At 37.8% G+C, this 20,282-nt stretch carries 20 protein-coding genes and 1 other RNA gene; 16 read left to right on the plus strand and 5 right to left on the minus strand.

Annotation, left to right across the window (positions count from 1 at the left end; genetic code table 11):
• Positions 1-118 precede the first annotated feature (118 nt).
• From ACRX5O_RS03460 to ACRX5O_RS03470, 3 genes are all read left to right on the plus strand, one after another.
• Entirely contained in the window at positions 119-826 is a 708-nt protein-coding gene (locus tag ACRX5O_RS03460; RefSeq protein WP_433904617.1) for a DnaD domain-containing protein, read from the plus strand.
• A 62-nt stretch (positions 827-888) separates the two neighbouring features.
• Positions 889-1,551 carry an endonuclease III gene (gene nth / locus ACRX5O_RS03465; protein ID WP_433904618.1) on the plus strand — a complete coding sequence of 221 codons (663 nt, stop codon included), beginning with the start codon at positions 889-891 and terminating at the stop codon, positions 1,549-1,551.
• On the plus strand, positions 1,541-1,879 hold the full coding sequence (locus tag ACRX5O_RS03470) for a YpoC family protein (RefSeq protein ID WP_433904619.1): 339 nt from the start codon (positions 1,541-1,543) through the stop codon (positions 1,877-1,879). Before nth ends, ACRX5O_RS03470 begins: the two co-directional genes overlap by 11 nt.
• Positions 1,880-1,892: 13 nt before the next feature.
• On the opposite strand, the gene ACRX5O_RS03475 is transcribed toward ACRX5O_RS03470, so the two are convergent.
• Positions 1,893-4,487: a PBP1A family penicillin-binding protein gene (locus ACRX5O_RS03475; protein WP_433904620.1), complete on the minus strand. Its 2,595-nt coding sequence runs from the start codon at positions 4,485-4,487 to the stop codon at positions 1,893-1,895.
• A gap of 30 nt (positions 4,488-4,517) precedes the next feature.
• Positions 4,518-5,126 (minus strand): Holliday junction resolvase RecU, encoded by a 609-nt coding sequence (gene recU / locus ACRX5O_RS03480; protein WP_433904621.1) that lies wholly within the window; start codon positions 5,124-5,126, stop codon positions 4,518-4,520.
• Positions 5,127-5,293: 167 nt separating this feature from the next.
• Here recU and ACRX5O_RS03485 point away from each other — a divergent pair, with 167 nt between their 5' ends.
• The 3 genes from ACRX5O_RS03485 to ACRX5O_RS03495 all read left to right on the plus strand — a co-directional run bounded on the left by ACRX5O_RS03485 (position 5,294) and on the right by ACRX5O_RS03495 (position 7,246).
• A complete protein-coding gene (locus ACRX5O_RS03485) occupies positions 5,294-6,223 on the plus strand; it encodes a DUF2515 domain-containing protein (RefSeq protein ID WP_433904622.1) in 930 nt (309 codons plus the stop codon).
• Between the two features lie 357 nt (positions 6,224-6,580).
• Positions 6,581-6,811 carry a hypothetical protein gene (locus ACRX5O_RS03490; RefSeq protein WP_433904623.1) on the plus strand — a complete coding sequence of 77 codons (231 nt, stop codon included), beginning with the start codon at positions 6,581-6,583 and terminating at the stop codon, positions 6,809-6,811.
• 63 nt (positions 6,812-6,874) lie between these two features.
• On the plus strand, positions 6,875-7,246 hold the full coding sequence (locus tag ACRX5O_RS03495; RefSeq protein WP_240390593.1) for a YppE family protein: 372 nt from the start codon (positions 6,875-6,877) through the stop codon (positions 7,244-7,246).
• Positions 7,247-7,307: 61 nt separating this feature from the next.
• On the opposite strand, the gene yppF is transcribed toward ACRX5O_RS03495, so the two are convergent.
• On the minus strand, positions 7,308-7,499 hold the full coding sequence (gene yppF / locus ACRX5O_RS03500) for a YppF family protein (RefSeq protein ID WP_433904624.1): 192 nt from the start codon (positions 7,497-7,499) through the stop codon (positions 7,308-7,310).
• 204 nt (positions 7,500-7,703) lie between these two features.
• Between yppF and ACRX5O_RS03505 the strand changes: the two genes are divergently transcribed.
• Positions 7,704-8,306, plus strand: coding sequence for a YppG family protein (locus ACRX5O_RS03505; RefSeq protein ID WP_433904625.1), 603 nt, complete (start codon positions 7,704-7,706; stop codon positions 8,304-8,306).
• Positions 8,307-8,358: 52 nt separating this feature from the next.
• On the opposite strand, the gene ACRX5O_RS03510 is transcribed toward ACRX5O_RS03505, so the two are convergent.
• Positions 8,359-8,829 (minus strand): Hsp20/alpha crystallin family protein, encoded by a 471-nt coding sequence (locus tag ACRX5O_RS03510; protein WP_433904626.1) that lies wholly within the window; start codon positions 8,827-8,829, stop codon positions 8,359-8,361.
• Between the two features lie 190 nt (positions 8,830-9,019).
• Here ACRX5O_RS03510 and hcp point away from each other — a divergent pair, with 190 nt between their 5' ends.
• A complete protein-coding gene (gene hcp, locus ACRX5O_RS03515; RefSeq protein WP_433904627.1) occupies positions 9,020-10,321 on the plus strand; it encodes a hydroxylamine reductase in 1,302 nt (433 codons plus the stop codon).
• Between the two features lie 47 nt (positions 10,322-10,368).
• On the opposite strand, the gene ACRX5O_RS03520 is transcribed toward hcp, so the two are convergent.
• Positions 10,369-11,058, minus strand: a complete 690-nt coding sequence (locus ACRX5O_RS03520) for a Crp/Fnr family transcriptional regulator (RefSeq protein ID WP_433904628.1) — start codon at positions 11,056-11,058, stop codon at positions 10,369-10,371.
• 155 nt (positions 11,059-11,213) lie between these two features.
• Between ACRX5O_RS03520 and ACRX5O_RS03525 the strand changes: the two genes are divergently transcribed.
• From ACRX5O_RS03525 to ACRX5O_RS03560, 8 genes are all read left to right on the plus strand, one after another.
• Positions 11,214-13,505 (plus strand): DEAD/DEAH box helicase, encoded by a 2,292-nt coding sequence (locus ACRX5O_RS03525; protein ID WP_433904629.1) that lies wholly within the window; start codon positions 11,214-11,216, stop codon positions 13,503-13,505.
• On the plus strand, positions 13,502-14,764 hold the full coding sequence (locus ACRX5O_RS03530; protein ID WP_433904630.1) for a ribonuclease H-like domain-containing protein: 1,263 nt from the start codon (positions 13,502-13,504) through the stop codon (positions 14,762-14,764). Before ACRX5O_RS03525 ends, ACRX5O_RS03530 begins: the two co-directional genes overlap by 4 nt.
• 326 nt (positions 14,765-15,090) lie before the next feature.
• Positions 15,091-15,504 carry a CotD family spore coat protein gene (locus ACRX5O_RS03535; RefSeq protein ID WP_433904631.1) on the plus strand — a complete coding sequence of 138 codons (414 nt, stop codon included), beginning with the start codon at positions 15,091-15,093 and terminating at the stop codon, positions 15,502-15,504.
• Between the two features lie 79 nt (positions 15,505-15,583).
• Entirely contained in the window at positions 15,584-16,147 is a 564-nt protein-coding gene (locus ACRX5O_RS03540) for an SLOG family protein (RefSeq protein ID WP_433904764.1), read from the plus strand.
• Between the two features lie 92 nt (positions 16,148-16,239).
• Positions 16,240-16,545, plus strand: a complete 306-nt coding sequence (gene gpsB, locus ACRX5O_RS03545) for a cell division regulator GpsB (protein ID WP_433904632.1) — start codon at positions 16,240-16,242, stop codon at positions 16,543-16,545.
• 71 nt (positions 16,546-16,616) lie between these two features.
• An RNA gene (gene rnpB / locus ACRX5O_RS03550) (RNase P RNA component class B) lies at positions 16,617-17,013 on the plus strand.
• A gap of 117 nt (positions 17,014-17,130) precedes the next feature.
• Positions 17,131-18,273: a THUMP domain-containing class I SAM-dependent RNA methyltransferase gene (locus ACRX5O_RS03555; protein WP_433904633.1), complete on the plus strand. Its 1,143-nt coding sequence runs from the start codon at positions 17,131-17,133 to the stop codon at positions 18,271-18,273.
• 75 nt (positions 18,274-18,348) lie between these two features.
• A complete protein-coding gene (locus ACRX5O_RS03560) occupies positions 18,349-20,259 on the plus strand; it encodes an ATP-dependent DNA helicase (protein WP_433904634.1) in 1,911 nt (636 codons plus the stop codon).
• Positions 20,260-20,282: the final 23 nt, after the last annotated feature.

Below are 20,282 nucleotides of genomic sequence, written 5' to 3' on the forward strand. Positions count from 1 at the left end.
CAAATAAAAAGCTCGCTTATGCGAGCTTTTTATTATGGTCTAGTATATATTTGGCAATCACTGAAAGTTCCTTACTGATCATCATACTTCATGTTATACTAAAGGGGAGGTGTCTTGAATGAAAGAAAATATGCTTGATTGGATGAAACTAGGGAATACTACGATCCCTAATGCACTGTTAACTTCTTATAAACTTCTTAATATTGATGAACTTGAATTATTATTATTAATTCACGTATATAGTTTTACCGAGAGAGGCAATACTTTCCCAACCCCGAATGAGATATCTTCTCTAATGACAATTACCAGCACTCAGTGTTCTGATATGCTTCGCCGACTTATCCAAAAGGGACTAATTGAGATTCAAGATGGGCATTCAAGCGATGGAATTCGATTTGAGAAATACTCACTGGATCCGCTATGGGATAAGCTTTTGGATGTTTTTTTACAACAGAAAAAAGCCAAAGGCGTTATGGAGCAACAAACAATAGAAACGGATGTGTATACTTGCTTTGAACAGGAATTTGGTAGACCATTATCGCCATTTGAGTGCGAGACCCTTGCTCTCTGGATGGATGATGATCGGCATGACCCTGTGATTATCAAGGCAGCATTAAAGGAAGCCGTTATTTCAGGTAAGTTGAATTTCAGATATATTGATCGCATTCTTTTTGAGTGGAAAAAGAACGGAATCAAAACCGTTGAGCAGGCAATAAATTATGGAAAAAGATTTAGGCCGCATCAATCACAAGCGAAAAATAAACAAATTGAGCGACCAGAAAATAAAACCGAGCCTATTCCATTTTATAATTGGCTCGAACAATAAATCGTGCAAGAGAGCATAGTCTCTCATTTTTTTTACATTTTTTTGAAAGTTGAGTGGATGAAATGCTGAATAAAGAGCAAATAAGATTTTGTTTGGATACGATGGGAGAAATGTTTCCTGAAGCGCATTGTGAATTAAATCATTCAAATCCTTTTGAACTCGTGGTAGCAGTGGCATTATCTGCCCAATGTACCGACGTACTTGTAAACAAGGTAACAAAAACATTGTTTGAAAAATATAAAACTCCAGAAGATTATTTGAAAGTTTCACTTGAAGAACTGCAAAACGACATCCGGTCAATTGGTCTTTTTCGAAACAAAGCAAAAAATATTCAAAAGCTTTCCCAGCTTCTACTAGATGAGTACAATGGGGAAGTACCTATGGATCGCGATGAGCTAACCAAGCTTCCTGGTGTTGGTAGAAAAACAGCCAACGTAGTCGTGTCAGTTGCTTTTGGTATACCAGCCATTGCGGTGGATACTCATGTTGAAAGAGTGAGTAAAAGACTGGCCATATGTCGTTGGAAGGACTCCGTATTAGAAGTTGAGAAAACACTAATGAAAAAGGTACCGAGGGATGAGTGGTCAGTAACCCACCACCGAATGATTTTCTTTGGTCGATATCATTGCAAAGCACAAAATCCTCAGTGTCCAAGCTGTCCTTTATTAGATTTATGCCGTGAAGGAAAAAAGAGAATGAAAGGTCAACTGGTTCATGCGCAATAATGATATTCAAAATGGATTTCTAGAATGGAAAAACATAGAGAGACAGATTGAGGAGCTTATTAAAATTAGAGAAAAACAAGAAACTGCTATGCTAATGGATAAAGGCTTATCTTTATTTCATAAAGTGTTATGGTTAGTAAATAACATGGAACACATACCTGAAAATGTTTCATTTAAAGAATTAAAACTTAAGCCTATTAATGTCGAGGAAAGATTGAGTTTTATCAGGGGAAGACAGGGTTCTTTCCATTCTTTTAAGCAATTAGTAGAGCTCTTTAAAGAACTGGAAAAGCAATACGCAAAAAAGGCATCTTTAGAAAAAATCTAAAGATGCCTTTTTATTAATTATTTCCTGTTCCTTGATTGCCAGTATTTCCGTTACCATTTCCAGTTGTGGAATCTGTGTTTCCAGTTCCGGTACCTGCATTTCCATTATTTGTATTACCGTCTGTTTCTCCCGTCTCGGTGGTTCCCTCATCGGTCCCATCCTCATTTTCGGTTTCGTCCTCTTCCACTTCTTGTTCTTCTTCTTGTGGAATCATTACTTCTATTGTTGTAGTTGCTGCTTCACTTAGCTGAGTATCACGAACGGCAATTACCTTAAAGGTATAATAGCCTGGTGTTTCTGCTTTTAAGCGAACCTGCTTCTCTGTAGTGGTGTTTAGAAGTTGTTCTCCACCATCATTTAAGGATCCATATAACTGGAATTGAACGCCTTCCGCATTGTCACCGTTGTATTCCCAAGTAACAAGTAGTTCCTTCGTCGCTTCATCAAGAGTGACTTTTAAATTACCAGGTGCTGCAGGCTTATCGTATTTGTTAGATACTTGTTTTGGTGCACTTCCTTTAACTGCATACTCAATGATTACTTGATCATTAGGAGTGTATTCACTTGCCAGTTTTGCAGGGAATGTACCTTTTTCAATTCGTACTTTTTCAACACTATTAGGTACTGCAAAGTCAGCAGTTTCTTTCCCTTGAGATACATGGGTCATAAGGTTTTTAAAGATATATTGTGAGATTTTCTGTTCATCACTTGTTAGCCAATTTTGCGTACGATCATCATATCCTGTCCAGACAGCTGCTGTGTAGTTGGTTGTGTAACCAACAAACCAAGAATCAGGAACGGCACTATTAGGGATTCCATATTTTTCTCGTTCAGCAGTTGGATAGTTTGTCGTTCCTGTTTTACCAGCGACTGCAAGGCCGTCTACTCTTGCACGGGAACCCGTACCGTAAGTTAAAACATCCTTTAACATATCAGTGATCATAAAGGCAGTATAATCTTTCATAACCACTTCAGTTTCAGGTTTTAAATCAAGCTTTGTTCCATCACGAAGTTCGATCGTAACGACGGAATATGGTTCTGTATAAAAGCCGTTATTTCCGAATGCGCTATATGCTCCTGCCATTTGGAGGGAGGAAACGCCTTTATCGGCTCCACCTAATCCACCAATGGAATATGACTCCGTTAACTCACTAACAGGTATTCCAAGTTTCGCACCAAATTCTTTTGATTTATCAAGCCCTACCTCTTGCATCGCTTTTAATGCAGGTATGTTACGAGAAAGAGCAAGAGCTGTTCTCATCGTCATCGAGCCCATATGCTTGTTATCCCAGTTATTAATTTCTTGCCCACCTGAATATGTGTATGGTTCATCAACTAATGTCTGATAAGTTCCCCAATTCAAGTATTCAATGGCAGGACCGTAGTCTAAAACCGGTTTAATAGTCGATCCAGGTTGACGTCTAGGGTCAGTCGCGTAGTTAAATCCGAATGTTTGTGTTTGGTTTCTTCCACCACCGAGTGCACGAATAGCACCTGTTTTTGTATCTAGTAAGGTAATCCCTGCTTGGAATTTTTCATCAGGGAATTCAACTATTTCATTGCCATCTAGAATTTGTTCTACATAGTCTTGAGCACTTGTATCTAATGTTGTGTAAATTTTTAATCCTTCAGAAAAAGGATCAAGATCAGGATACTTTTCTTCAATTTCTTTAATAACCTGTCCGACAAAGGAGTCATAGGCAATTTCCCCATTGGTCTCCCGTTGGTCTTCTGGTACAAGAGCAGCAGACACATCAACCGATTGTGCAGCTACCATTTCTTCCTCTGTAATATAGCCGTGTTGATTCATTAATGAGAGAACAATATCCCTGCGTTTTTTTGCATTTTCAGGATATTTAAAAGGGTCATAATTTGCTGGACTCTGTGGCAAACCAGCTAATAATGCAGCTTCATCTAATGTAAGCTCATCTAAGGTTTTTTTGTAATAGGTATCCGCAGCTGTAGCGACACCATGTCCACCACTACCCATCCAGTTTTTATTCACGTAAATTTCAAAGATTTCTTCCTTGGTATACTTTTGTTCTAGCTGAAAAGAAAGCCATGCTTCTTGTGCTTTACGTGAAAGAGTTTTTTCATGAGTTAAGAATGAATTTTTAACGACCTGCTGTGTAATCGTACTAGCTCCTTCAGAGCCGAAGCCGTCGGTAACGTTCGCGATAACCGCGCCACCTAAACGAATCAAGTCAATTCCATTATGTTCAAAAAAGCGAGAGTCCTCCGTTGCGATGAAGGCGTCTCTGACCGTTTCCGGAATATCTTCATAATTTACATAGTCCCTTTTTACAGACCCTATTTCCGTGAAAGGCTCCCCGTTCATATCAAAGACTTGGGAGGAAATCGGATCCTTTAAAAGCGTTTCATCAAGCTCTGGAGTGTCTTTAATCATATATGCAAATGTAGCAGCACCGACAACAATCCCTGTAATTCCAAGTGCGACAAGGATAAGAAAAATCTTCATGAACAATCCTTTTGCAGGCTTTTTGCCTTTTTTCTTATTAGATTGTTTCTGTTTTTCTAACTGTTTGCGGCGCTCCTCTCTAGATTGATATTGCTCTGCCATATTGATTCCTTCCTTTCTTACTAACAAGCTTCCTTCCCCTTAAGAAAAAGATAAAAATTAGAGATTATATAAATAATCTATTTTCTTAATATAGTCAATTCTAGGGCGAAAGCCAAGTGAAATAAGATGTGCTGTCGAAAGTAGCTCTTCTTTTGTAATAGACTTTCGACCTCCTTCTTTCATACGCTCCCAATACGATAACAATTGCTTTGCTTCTAACAGAAATACTTCTTCTGTACTCGAAAACCGAAGAATAACAAAGCAAATTCCATCTTGTTGAATGACTTTTTCCATGTGCTGAATTTGGTGCTCATGAAAATTTTGTAGGGGAAAAGAAGTTGAATTTTTTGTTTCCTTTGCTTCAAAATCAATGTATTTTCCCTTATATACGCCGTTGTAATCAGTTGTAGAGGCTTGTTTGAAGTAGGCTTCTTTTATTACAGCAGCACTTCTTTTTGGATAATTTACCTCTACAATTTGAACCGGTGTCGGTTTTTTGTGAATAACGGCAATATTATTTAATAAGTAAAATTCATTTGTTTCGTTTAAATCCTCCTCTAACGTCATTCCGCGGTTGCTATAGGTTGGGTCCTTTCGCGCTTTCACTGTTTGACTGGTGCTTAACTGATTCATAAACTTTCTTCCATTAGGGTAATGAATATTCATTTTCTAACACCTCTTTAACTACACTATCATACCAAAATTGACCCCAGATAGGGTGAATAAAAACTACCGATTAACGAATTATAACGTAAGATAGCATTGGAAGGGAGTAAAAAGACATCAAAAATACCTTTAATCATTTAGATAAGCAGCAAATGGTTACAGAAATTATGCATAAAGTTGAGTCGAGTAATATAGACAATATTTCAAGAACCGATGCGTATTTTACGTATTTTTTAAATCATTCGGATATTCTTTGGTCCTTTTTGGCAAGTATGGTGTCAAGAAATGCTGGTTGGAACATGTGTGACTTAGAAGGAAAGTGGTTTCCTCAGGCTTTAAAAGCAGAAACAAGAAAACAACTGTATTTAACCTATGAGCGAGCGAATTGGTTAATTTTTCAGGATGCCTACCCCCAATTGTTGCTGTATGAATATTCGACGAAACTAAATACTCCGATGTTTCACTTATTACGATATTTTCATGTTTCGTCTTTTATGATTAATGAATGGGAGTATTATTGGAGGGAGAAAGATAAAAGAAGACTGATGACGGCACTCATCATCAATGAGCAAAATGTCATTCAAAAACCAGTGATTGAGCATCCAATCTATTATAAAAAAGTGTTTCACTCGCTTCTTTTTGCTTTACAGGATTATCTTCATTTTAGTGCTGTTTTATTTCCTACTCATCATGGAGAGCTTTATGGAGCAAGTGTATATGGTTTTCAAGAGGTGGATAACCGAATTGATTTAGGGAAAAGATTGGCTGATATTCTGTTTGATCCCGAAATATTCACGAAGGTCTTTCATTTTGCGAAAACAACGGCTCACACTGGGTCGAGGCATGATTACGAACAATTTATGAAAAACAAGGAAGAAACTACCCCCGTCTTAAGAGAAACCTACCCAGTAATTAAACACCATATCCATCTTCCGAATGAGTGGACAAATCACCCTCGTGTGAAAAATAAATGGTTCAATACGGCGATTACTCACAGACACCCATGGGAAATGACTCATTGGTACTTGAATAAACAGAAACATATTCGTTTTTGTATTATGTGTTATAAGTTACTTCAGATGAAGAAACGTATATAAAAAGCAAGAATCTTCATAGATTCTTGCTTTTTATATCATTATGTTGAAGGACGATCGATACCTTCAAGCTTTTTATCTCCGTACCCAGGTTTTGTTTCTTCCAGCTTTTTTGGTTGAGTATTTTCTTTTTCATTGTTTTGATTTCTCTTTTTCATTCTTTACCACCTCCGAGATTAGTTTGTTTCATCCTTTATTTTTTCATTCATGTCGAAACCTAGTTGGGAGAACAAAAATTTTACACTTCTTTTGGCGAATTGCTTCTAGTTTTGTCATAAGGGAAGGAGGTTAGAAGAAGACAAAGAATAAGTACAAAAGAGATTTACTTAGAGCTGAAAAATATTCTTGGAGGGATGTTCGATGATTCTAAAATCAGATATTTTACAATTGCTTTCTGAAATACACAATGATCTTGAGGAACTAGAGAAATCCATGGATTTTAAACTGCCTGATGTAGAAGCAGATATGTTAAAGCAACAACAAAAAAGCTTATGGAAAACGGAAAACCGCTATTATATACTAGAGGGGAAATTCAACTTAGCCCAAAATAAGTCTACAAATGATAGACAACACAAGAGAACGACTGCTTAAACTTTTCAATTTTCTCGTTTATCCTTTATAGTAGGGGTATATGTGATAAAGGAGCATTGCAACTTGGATAATCATTCAATGTTAGGACATTTAAATGAACGTTTGTACGAATATACAAAGGAAATAGAAGATACATTTCTTTCCGTGAAGATGTCAGGTGAGAAGGGTGACTTTTTTACAAAAGTTAAACCATTTGCTGACGAAGTAAAAGAGGTGGTAGATCGCTGGAAAAAGGAATCTGCGTCTTGGATTGAGGAAAATCGACCGAAAAATCTTCATGCTACTCAAATTGAATCAGCAGCCGAACAAATGGAAATGATTTCTGTACAAGCCTTTTTTCCTGAAACAAGTCGAACAAGATTCATAAACTACCTTCAGTCTGTAAGATATGTGTTAACCATATTACGAGCAAATATAAATAAATATGAAACATAAAAAGTAGCACACTCGCCATTTAGGAGAGGTGCTACTTTTTTAACATTTATACGAATGTATTTTACATAGATGATTCAAGTTCAGGGGTTTTTGCACCTAGTGTTTCAAGTTCATAAACAAGATTACGGTATTCACAAGTAGTTATTTCATTAAAAATATAACATTTCTTAACAAAGTCTAATAACTCGTTTACATCTTGTGCTTCGTATTTTTTAATTAATTGGAAATGATTTTTTAATTCTTGAATATTCACCTAAATTCCCCCTTTATATAGGTTGTTTCTTCTCTATTATCGTATCATGTGGAGGCACAAACTGATGTTTTTTTAAATATTGAGACTTCCGACACCGTTAGACAAAAATGGTGATATATAACAGATATTTTATTCTTTATTCACCATCTAGGCGGATGAAACATAAATTATAGCAGTGAATATAAGAAAGGAGGTTGTGTGCCCTTGTTCGGTCAAAGATATAAACGATCAAGATATAATCGTCCACAACTACAACCGATGATGAATGAAGCCTATCCTTATATTTGGGGAAATGAAGCAGTCCATACTCGGCCAGAGGCATACGCCAACTACTTTGAACAACCTATGAATGTTCCTATGTACAATATGAACTACGCAGGACCGGTACAAAACGGTTATAATTATTTTCCTAATGAATCTTTTTATGGCCCAGCATATCCATACGGTGGGGGAGGATTTCAGGGACAGGGTTTTGATTATCCATATCAGGGAAATCAGCCATACCAACAAGAAAAGAAGCATAAGCTTTCGGAAGCCGTTCTTCATAATCCTCTTCAACAACCTGAAATATCGTATCACAATCAATTTGCATATGGTCAATATAACCAACCATTTTCGCACCCTTATCCTAAGCAATCTGTTATATCCCGACCGCCAACTGGTATGAAATCAATAATGAACTCTTTTAAAGCACAGGATGGAACCTTTGACGTAAACAAAATGGTTGATACAGCTGGACAGATGATGAATGCAGTCACACAAGTTTCTTCGATGGTAAAGGGTCTTGGAGGAATGTTTAAGGTATAGGGCAGCCCTATACCTTTTTACACGGTAAAAAAATAAGCAGAAAAAAGTCTGCTTAATCGTTAATAATATGAATTTTCTTTCCAGGCAGCTTCGGCACAATAATTGTTAGCAAGCCATCATGGTAAGAGGCCTTCACCTTTTTTTCGTTTATAGGCTGGGGGAGCGTAATTGTTCTACTCATTTGCTGCATTTTATTTTTTCTACTATAGACCTTATGAACATCATCTTCTTCTATAATCACTTCTCCATTTTTCACTGTAATCGTCAGTGTGTTATTAAGGACATCAATACTAATTTGTTCCTTTTTAACTCCAGGAAGTTCTGCAACGATATGATGCTCCCTGTCGTAACTTTTCACAGAAACGGGAAAGGTGGCAAACGGAAGGTTGAAGAACTCATCAATGCTTTGTAAAAGACCTCTGACTGGTCTTTCATGAAAAAAGTCATTCATCGCTTTGGCAATCTCTCCGAACGGTTCAGGACGATCGTTACGATTTGGTTTATTTGGCAAATTATTAGACATGATCCTACCCCTCTCTATATGTTTTCTCCTTTACAGATTATGCAATTTCTATATAGGCGGTTCATCGTTTTGTAACTGCTAAAAATATGAATATTTTTTGACAATAGATCTAGATGTGATGTACATAACACTAAAATTTGAAGGAAGCCTTTAATCTAGTACAGTAAATTGAGTCGAGAGGGGAAACACTATGTTTTGTTATCAATGTGAACAAACACCTTCAGGGGGATGTAAGGTAATAGGTGTTTGTGGAAAAGATGAAACCATTGCTAGTCTGCAAGATACGATGATTTTTGGATTAAAGGGGATTGCTGCGTATCGTACACACGCGAACCAACTTGGTTTTACCGACCCATTTGTCGATGCTACTACACACGAAGCACTATACATGACATTAACGAATTCCAATTTTAATGTACAGGAACATATCGATATGGCGATGAAAGTCGGTCAATCAGCTGTAAGAATCATGGAAGTACTTGACGAGGCTCACACGAAGCGTTTAGGAATACCTCAACCTATTCGTGTATCTCAAAATAAGATTGAGGGAAAATGCATCATTGTTACAGGACATAATTTATTTGCACTTGAAGAGCTATTAAAGCAAACAGATGGTTTAGGAATTAATGTTTATACCCATTCAGAAATGCTACCTGCTCACGGTTATCCAGCACTTAAAAAATACTCACACTTGAAAGGAAATATCGGTAAGGCTTGGTATGACCAACGTCGTTTATTCGAAAAGTTTCCAGGGGCTATTTTAGCAACTACAAATTGTGTAATGCCGATTAAAGGAACATATGCAGACCGGATGTTCTCGTATGAAGTCGCAGGATTAGAAAATGTTCAAAAAATTGTGGGTGATGATTTTTCACCGTTGATTAACCGAGCTTTAGAGGTTCCTGAAGCAAATATAGAGTCTGAAGAAACATTATTAACAGGCTTCCATCATGAAACGGTTCTAGGCCTTGCACCTGAAGTGATCGCTGCAGTAAAAGAAGGGAAAATTAAGAGATTCTTTGTTATAGCTGGCTGTGATGCACCAGGAAAGGGTGGGGAATATTACCGTGAACTAGCCACGTCCTTACCACCTGAAACGGTAATCTTAACGACATCGTGTGGGAAATTCCGATTTAACGATGTGGATTATGGTGTTGTTCCAGGAACAGAAATTCCACGTTACATAGATTTAGGGCAATGTAATAACTCAGGCTCTACAGTAAAAATCGCAAAAGCTCTAGCAGAAGCTTTTGAATGTGACATCAATGAACTTCCAGTAAGTATTGTACTGTCTTGGTTTGAACAAAAGGCAGTTGCGATTCTCCTTGGATTATTTAGCTTAGGAATAAAGGATATCCGCATAGGTCCTAAGCCTCCAGAATTTATTTCTGAAGGTGTAATGAATGTGCTAACGGAAACTTTTGGCTTGAAGCTAATTGGTACCGCTGCTGAAGATATGCAAGAAATGCTACAGCTTTCAGAGGTAAAGTAAATGGATAGAAAAAATGGACGCATACAACAAGTATGCGCCCTTTTTTATTATATTAATTCTTCAAGTAGATCATCGAGGACAAAAGTCATGGTACCGCTGCTATCTACTTCAATAAGTGCCTCTTTTTTCATTTTGGTGAGAGTGCGGCTAACGGTTTCACGTGTCGTTCCAATCATATTGGCCAAATCTTTATTAGTAAATTCACCATTTAACGTGAAGGTTCCATTTGTTTCTTTTCCGTGTAATTTTGCTAACCTAATCAGCAGCTTAATTATTTGTTCATATGTATTATTAAGGATTTGTGCTTCTAACCGGTCTTGAAGGTCGACAATTTTCTCGCTTAATACGTTAAATACTTTAATACAAAGCGTAGGATTCTCAATAAGGACCTTTTCAAATGGTAAGATAGGAACCACTACTAAGGTTGTAGCCTCCAATACTTCTGCATACGCAGGGTATCCCCCTTTTCGAAAGAAACCAACATGGGGGAACATTTCACCCTTTTTTAAAATCGCAACGATTTGTTCTTTCCCGTTTATATCACTTTTGTATATCTTTACCTTTCCAGAGTGGATAAAATATACGTTTTCAAGAGGATCATCCTGCATAAAAACATGACTACCACGATTCCAATCTCTTGAAATAGATATATCAATAATTTTTTGAAGCTCATCTTCGTCTAAGCTTCGAAATAAAGAGAACTCAGATAATACTTTTTTAATTTCAGTACTTTTCATTCCTACACACCTCAATCTTTGCAATAACCTAGTTTCTATTTTACCAAAAATACATAGCTGAAAGAATAGATTGGCGGGAAACATTGTTATTTTTAAACAGTACTTTAATTACGAACGTTTATTCGGTATGATAGAGCTATAGAGGTGATCTGTATATGAAGGTAAGAAAAAGTTTACAAGATCTTATTGTTGAGTTGAAGAAAAATGAAGAATTTAAAGACCAAATCGTGCATTGGCATACAATAGAAGAAAGAGAAGCAAAAACATCGGAATTGCCTAATGACCTCCATCCTAACTTACAAAGGGCAATGCAGGAGAGAGGAATTGGAAGGCTGTTTACTCATCAGAAATCATCTTATGAAGCGATTAGACGGGGAGAAAGTGTTGTTGCAGTGACACCTACGGCTTCTGGTAAGACGCTTTGTTACAATCTCCCTGTTATTCAAACGGTCATCGAATCGATGGATTCAAGAGCCTTGTATATCTTTCCTACTAAGGCGCTAGCGCAGGACCAAAAAAGTGAGCTTAATGAGCTAATACAAGCGACAGAGCTTCAAATTAATAGCTATACATATGATGGAGATACTCCTGCCAATATAAGAGAAAAAGTACGGAAAGCTGGACATGTCGTCATAACGAACCCAGATATGCTTCATTCGGCAATTCTCCCTCATCATACAAAGTGGGTATCTTTATTTGAAAATTTAAAGTTTGTTGTCATTGATGAGCTTCATATTTATCGTGGTGTATTTGGGAGTCATGTCGCAAATGTGATTAGGCGTTTGAAAAGAATCTGTGGATTTTACGGAAGCAACCCTATTTTTATCTGTACTTCTGCGACGATTGCTAATCCACTTGAGTTAGCCGAACATTTAACAGAAACAAACATGAGGTTAATTGATAAAAATGGTGCACCAAGTGGCAGGAAGCATTTCCTTTTTTATAACCCTCCCATTGTAAACAAGCCTTTAAATATCCGAAGGAGCGCAACGCTTGAGGTTAGAAATATTGCGCGTACGTTATTAAAAAATAAAATTCAAACAATTGTTTTTGCGAAAAGCAGAGTGAGAGTCGAAATTTTACTAACCTATCTCCAAGAGCTTGTAAAGTATCAACTTGGTCCAAAGGCAATAAGAGGATACCGCGGTGGATATTTGCCCACGGAGCGACGAGAAATTGAAAAAGGGCTAAGGAACGGGGACATCTATGGTGTCGTAAGTACAAACGCTTTAGAATTAGGAGTGGATATTGGTCAGTTGCAGGTATGTATTATGACGGGTTATCCAGGTTCGATCGCAAGTTCATGGCAACAAGCGGGAAGAGCTGGGAGAAGGCATGGGGAATCGTTAGTCATACTCGTGGCAAGCTCTAGTCCGCTCGATCAATACATTATTCAGCATCCTGATTATTTTTTTACAAGCAGTCCAGAAACAGCGAGAATTAATAAAGATAACTTGATTATTCTTATTGATCATTTGAAGTGTGCTGCATATGAGTTACCGTTTAAGAAAGGTGACTATTTTGGAGAAACGGAAATCGAAGAACTTCTAGAATACTTAGTAGAAGAACGGGTGCTTTTTGAAAATGGCGAGAAATACTACTGGATGAATGATTCGTTCCCTGCTCACAATATTAGCTTACGTTCTGCCTCACAAGATAATGTTGTCATAATAGATCAATCAGATGTTTCTAAAGCGCGTGTGATAGGTGAAATGGATCTTTTCTCAAGTATGACCTTACTGCATGAAGAGGCTATTTATTTGCATCAAGGAACACAATTTCAAGTGGAAAAGCTTGATTGGGAGGAAAAGAAGGCATTCGTTCGAGAGGTAGCCGTTGATTATTTTACGGACGCCAATTTAGCGGTCGAATTAAAAGTATTAGAGGTTGATAAGAATAGGGAAAATACAATGGTAGAAGTTGCTTATGGGGATGTTAGCGTATTAGCTAAAGCAACGATCTTTAAAAAAATCAAATTTGAAACACATGAAAATATAGGGTCGGGACCAATTCATTTACCTGAAGTTGAACTTCATACGAGCTCTGCGTGGATTTCGATTGATAAAGCCTCCACTGAATTAACAGAGGAACGTTTGGATCAAGGCCTAATTGGAATTTCTCATGCGTTTAAACATATTGCTCCTTTATTTGTCATGTGTGACCCACAGGATATTCATGTCGTTCCACAAGTGAAAGCTGTGCACAATGAAAAGCCGACGTTATTCTTCTATGACCGCTACCCTGGTGGAATTGGACTTAGCGAAAAGATCTATGATGGAATGGAAATAATTATTAAAGAGGCGAAAGAGATGATTACCCGTTGTAATTGTCATCAGGGTTGTCCGTCTTGTATTGGCACTGATCCTACGGCGGAAACGGCAAAGATTGACTGTTTGAAAATTTTAAATATGTTTCAATATGAAGTGGGAAAGGGTAGAGTCAGTTGAGTTTGAAAAATAAGCTAAATCGATTAAAACCTCATCTATCTATTCCAGAGAGCTCGAAACAAAGTTCGATCTCTCTGCCTGTAAAGTCAAATAAGGAAATGCCTTTTTTAGATGAGTGGAAGGAGAATGGAGTTACTCCGTACTTTTTAGAAGACGATTATTGCCTTGTAAGAGAAGTAAAGTATCCGTTTGATTACCAACATGGCAGATATCAGTTAGGCGAATTTATTGACGCTGTGAAAGCTTGGAATGAGTCAAATATCTCTCATCCGCTGTCAGCAAAGGGGTTTCTACCAGAGCAGTTGTTTTTTTTCGATACAGAAACAACAGGACTGGGTGGGGGAGTAGGGAATACGATTTTTCTTCTTGGACATGCCACGTTGGAAGACAATCATTTTGTTGTGAGACAGCATATTCTTCCACGACCAGGAAGCGAAATTCCTCTGTATACTAGTTTTCTTGAAAAGGTTGATTATTCGACGCTAGTGACGTATAACGGAAAAGCCTTTGATTGGCCACAAGTAAAAACAAGGCATACATTGCTAAAAGACCATGTTCCAAAGTTGCCTTCATTTGGTCATTTCGATTTGTTTCATGCCTCTCGAAGAATATGGAAGCATAAGCTAGACCGATTAAAGCTATCGATCGTCGAGAAGGAAATTCTTGATATTCAAAGAGTCGATGACGTTCCAGGATTTTTAGCACCGATGATTTATTTTGACTACGTTGAAACGCAAAAACCAGAAGGGATGCTCGGAATTATCAAACATAACGAGATAGATATTCTGTCTCTTATTAGTTTGTATACCCATTTAACATTTCAGATTTTACGAATGGATCAAAACCAAACGGTGAAAGAAGCTTTTGAGGTGGGCCGATGGTTTTCTTACCTTGGGGAAGATTCGGCTGCTGAAAATACATTTATAGAATTAGCGTCAGGGGAAAGTATGGAAGCCTATCATTCTCAATGGCAACTATCTCTACAATTAAAAAAGAAGAAAGATTATGAAGCGGCTAGTGAAATTTGGTTGAATTTGTCGAATGTATCTGATGATGTGATTGCCTTTGACTCCTCACTTGAACTTTCCAAATGGTATGAACATAAAAAAAGGGATTACGAGAAGGCACTTCTTTTTGGTCAGAAAGCGAAATTATTACTTGAAAAATGTAGTGATAATAAGATAGATCCGACGATTGATCTCGAGAAACGGTTGGAAAGAATTACAAGAAAATCTTGTAACAAAAATGTAAAAAAATAATCGACAAAATCCGCCTTTTTGGTGTTGTCTCCCCTTAAAATAGAGGGTAAAATGTATCATTGAGTGATAGAAAGCTAGAATAAAAAGTGGAGATGGATGAATTCGATGTATAAAGCAATTTTGTTTATGTTTTTTCTTGTTGTCTGTTTAACTGCGATTATTTTTACGAACTTAAAAGAAAGTTTTTATACATTAATGTAACCTTTGGGTTTAATAACAAAGAAATTAGCGAAAATAGGTATTTGCATTAGTACAAGATGGACTCCTTTATCATAGGCTGTTATTGTAAAACACAAAAAACACTATTCGAAAGGAGAAGCTCAAATATGTTTAAAAAACATTGCGGACCTACTAATGTATTACCTGCTGTTGTTCACCCAACAAAATGCTGTGTAAATCATACTTTCTCAAATAATGTGGTGCCACATATTCACCCTCAGCACACAACAACTGTAAATCACATCAATTATGATCACCAACACTACTTCCCACAAACACAGTCTGTTGTTAATGAAGTGACTCATACTCAAAGCTTTGCACCACCTCGTCCTGTACCTGGACCATTTCCAGCGCCAGGATTTGGAGGAGGCCCAGGATTTGGAGGAGGCCCAGGATTTGGAGCAGGCCCAGGATTTGGAGCAGGCCCAGGATTTGGAGCAGGCCCAGGATTCGGAGCAGCACCAGGATTCGGAGCAGCACCAGGCTTTGGAGCAGCACCTGGACCATCATTTGGAAGATAATAGTACTTCTTACAAGGGCTTATTGTTAAGCCCTTGTTTATTCATATATAAGGGCTTGAGAGAGGGAGCAAATCGATTGATTAAAATGGTATATATATCGGGTTATAAGGCCAGTGAGTTAGGGATTTTTAAAGAAAATGATCCTGGCGTTGTGTACATAAAACTGGCTATAAAAAAAGCCCTTCTACAGCTGTTAGACCAGGGGCTTGAATGGGTAATGGTATCAGGTCAACTCGGAGTAGAAATGTGGGCGGCAGAAGTCGTCATAGAACTGCGGAAAAAGGACTATCCGGACTTAAAACTAGCAATAATTACCCCATTTTTAGAGCAAGAAGGTAACTGGAGCGATAAAAATAAGGAGTGGTATCACTCGATTATCCAAAGGGCCGACTATGTAGACTCAGTCACAAAAAGGAAGTACGATAGTCCAGCCCAATTTCGGCTAAAAAACCAATTTGCCATCCAAAAAACGGATGCATTGCTGCTTGTATATGACGAAGAAAGAGACGGAAGCCCGAAATACTTACTTCAAACCGCCAAACATTATCAAGAGAATAATCAATATCCCATCACACAAATTACCTTCTACGATCTACAATTATTAGTCGAAGAAGAACAGCAAAAGCAAAATGATTTTTTTTAAAAGTTACCCATATAAAAGAAAAATTGACAAAAGTGCATATTTTTGAAAAAATATAGATAATGTTTCTTTGAGTGACCGAGGTGAAATTATAAATGCAAATAGATAAAGTGAAGTTAACTGCGAAAGACATATTGGAAAAAGAATTTAAAACAGGCATGAGAGGCTACAAGCCAGAGGATGTTGACAAATTTCTTGATGTAGTAATTAAAGATTATGAGATTCTTCAGCAAGAAATTGAAGAACTTCAACAGGAAAACGCACGTTTGAAGAAACAATTAGAAGAAGCTGTAAGAAGACCTTCCGTTCAGCAACCATCCGCTGGTACAACAAATTTTGATATCCTCAAAAGATTATCAAATCTAGAAAAGCATGTTTTCGGTAGCAAATTATACGATTAACAGAAATTACCATGTAAGAAGGCATTGATATTTCATTCACAATTACATATAATATGTATTGTTCGTTAATAACGTTCGGGTAATCGCTGCAAGGATCGTAAGTGAATTGTAGAGGAAAGTCCATGCTCGCACGGTCTGAGATGTCCGTAGTGTTCGTGCCTAGCCAATTCATAAGCTAGGGCAGCTAGGTTTTTACTTGGCTGACGGCAGGGAAAATGCCTAAGTCGATTTCGATATGGCATGAATACCTTGAAAGTGCCACAGTGACGGAGCCCATTTAGAAATGAATGGGGTGGAACGAGGTAAACCCCACGAGCGAGAAACCCAAATTATGGTAGGGGCACCTTCTCTTAGGAAATGAACGAGGAGAAGGACAGGTTCAGCTGAATCTGTAGATAGATGATTGCCACCTGAGTACGAGACGATCAGTCGATGGTAGTACAAAGGAACAAAACATGGCTTATAGAACGTTATTAATGGAATTGTATGAGTGTTTTCTAATGATAGCTCTCCTCTGTTGGAGAGCTTTTCTTGTATTATACATATAATAAACAAGGCAAGTTACATTCTGTCTGAGGTGAAACGATGACGAAATTTGAATTAATAGCTACCGCAGCGATGGGGCTTGAGGCGGTAGTTGCGAAGGAAGTAAGAGATTTAGGGTATGAGTGTACTGTTGAAAATGGCCGTGTCCGCTTTCAAGGGGACGAGCTTGCCATTTGTAAGAGCAATTTATGGTTACGTACAGCCGATCGAGTGAAAATTAAAGTAGGAGAATTTAAAGCCAAAACCTTTGATGAATTGTTTGAAAAAACAAAGGCATTACCTTGGGAAAAATACCTACCGGAAAATGCTGAGTTTCCTGTTTCAGGGAAGTCAGTAAAATCAACTTTATTCAGTGTTTCTGATTGCCAAGCGATCGTCAAAAAAGCGATTGTTAATCGTTTAAGTACCCATTATCGTAGAACAAGCTGGTTTGAAGAAAATGGTCCTCTGTTTAAAATTGAAGTATCCCTCTTGAAGGATACAGCCATGATAACCATTGATACTAGTGGAGCAGGCTTACACAAAAGAGGATACCGTGCGGAACAAGGGGAAGCACCAATTAAGGAAACGTTAGCAGCGGCACTAGTACTGTTAACAAATTGGACACCAGACCGCCCGTTTGTTGACCCTTTTTGTGGTTCAGGAACGATTCCAATAGAGGCTGCTTTGATAGGGCAAAATATTGCGCCAGGCTTTAACCGAGAGTTCGTTTCCGAAGGATGGAACTGGATTCCTGATAAGCTATGGGAAGATGCGAGAAATGAAGCGGAAGATCTTGCGAGGTATGATCAAGAAATAGATATCTTTGGTTCAGATGTTGACCATAAAATGGTGAATATCGCTAAGGCTAATGCATTTGAAGCCGGTTTAGGAGATTTAATTCAATTCAAACAAATGCAAGTAAAAGATTTTACGACCACAAAGGAATATGGCGTAATTGTTGGGAACCCCCCATACGGAGAGAGACTAGGGGATAAGCCAACGGTAGAAAAAATGTATTCAGACATGGGACAAGCTTTCTCTCCTTACGAAACATGGTCGGTATACATGCTAACGTCAAATGAACGATTTGAAGAATGTTACGGAAAACCAGCAACCAAAAAACGAAAATTATTTAATGGGTTTATCCAAACGAATTATTATCAATACTGGGGTAAGAGACCACCTAGAGAAGAGAAATAAAATGATTTAAAACTGACTCGCTTACGAGTCAGTTTTTTATCGCTTAGTTCTGAATATAGTACAGGAGGGGTTACTTTGCAAAAACAGCTACCATTTACCCTATCTAAATCTGAATCCTTCTTTGAGAAATTAGGGGATTGGATCGGGGATGTGTTCTACGATTTACTGCCAGAAGAGGGCTTTGAAGTTCGTGACGAACAAATCTACATGGCATTTCAACTAGAAAAAGCCTTTCAAGAAAATAAAGTGATGTTTGCAGAAGCTGGTGTAGGTACGGGAAAGACGATTGTATATCTCTTATATGCGATCTGTTATGCTCGTTACAAAAACAGACCGGCAATTATTGCCTGTGCAGATGAAACACTTATCGAACAGCTTGTCAAAAAAGAAGGAGATATAGCCAAGCTTGAAAAAGCGTTACAGCTCAATATTGACGTTCGTTTAGCTAAATCAAGAGATCAGTATTTGTGTTTGAATAAACTAGATCAATCCGTTGCGTCTTCCGATGTACATATGGATGTTTTCCATCAATTACCTGATTTTGTACATACAGGAATATCGATGCAATCCTTTGAACGATACGGAGATCGTAAGGATTTTCCACAACTGTCTAACGAGCAGTGGAACGAAATAGCGTGGGATAGTTTACAGGACTGCTTTTCTTGTGATCAGCGACATAGATGTGGACAAACATTGCATCGTGATTACTACAGAAACTCACAGGACTTAATTATTTGTTCTCATGATTTTTATATGGAGCATATTTGGACTAAGGAAGCAAGAAAACGCGAAGGCCAGCTTCCGCTACTACCTGAAAGCTCATGCGTCGTGTTCGATGAGGGTCATCTTTTAGAATATGCCAGTCAAAAGGCTCTAACGTATAAGTTAACAGAACAAACACTTGAAACATTACTAGAGCGTCTAACCGCTAATGATGTAAGGGATAAGACCCTTAACCTAATAGACGAATCCATTATTGCTAGTGAACGATTTTTTGAAGTATTACATGACGCATCTGAAAAGTCAGTAGGCTCTGATAAACAGATGATTAAAAAAACACCGGACGTGTTAGCGAAGGGAAAAAAACTTGCCTCTTTATTATCGGATCTGGAGGAAGAACTTGTCTTTGAAAGTGAATTATATGTGATTAATGAATATGACCTGAAGATTGTCGAAGGCTATCTGGAGCAGATAACGTATTCATTAAGTTTATTTTTAAAGGAGCTTAAAGGAATTATTTGGTTTGAAGAACATGAAGGAAAACGAACGCTTGTGATTATGCCGAGAATGGTGGAAGATATCATGCGTGAAGAGGTATTTTCACAGAAAAAGCCATTCATTTTTTCTTCTGCAACTCTATCCGAAAATGGCTCATTTTCATATATTGCAAAAAGTCTTGGAATAGATGAATTTTTATCTTTCCGTGTAAATTCACCGTTCAATTATGAAGAAGCGATGGAAATACAGATGCCCTACTTTACCTCTGTTGATGAAAAATGTATGTATACTGTTACCCAATTGATCGAAGCCGGAGGAAGAGGTCTAGTTCTGTTCTCCAATGATGAAGAACAACAATATTTCAAACGTCATCTCCGTGAAGAACTTCCTTTCCCTATCTATTTTGAGGGAGATGCAGAAATAAGTACATTAGTTTCGAAATTTCAACAGGAAGAGAGTGCTGTGCTTTGCTCCACCCATTTATGGGAAGGACTCGATATTCCAGGTTCTTCATTAGAGAATGTATTCATCTTTTCTCTTCCATTTCCACCTCATGATCCCGTATTTACCGCGAAAAGGGAGAGTACAGAAAATTCCTTTGAGGAAGTCGATATCCCGTATATGCTTCTCCGACTTCGCCAAGGAATCGGTCGTTTAATACGCTCACATGAAGACAAAGGAAAAGTGCATATTTTAATGAATCAAAACGAGTCTCAAAAAATAATTGATCTCGTTCATTCCGTCCTACCTGTATCGATATCAAATTAAGCTTGGAGCAGATAATCATCTGC

The organism is Robertmurraya mesotrionivorans (genome assembly GCF_050971805.1).
GTDB lineage: Bacteria > Bacillota > Bacilli > Bacillales > Cytobacillaceae > Robertmurraya_A.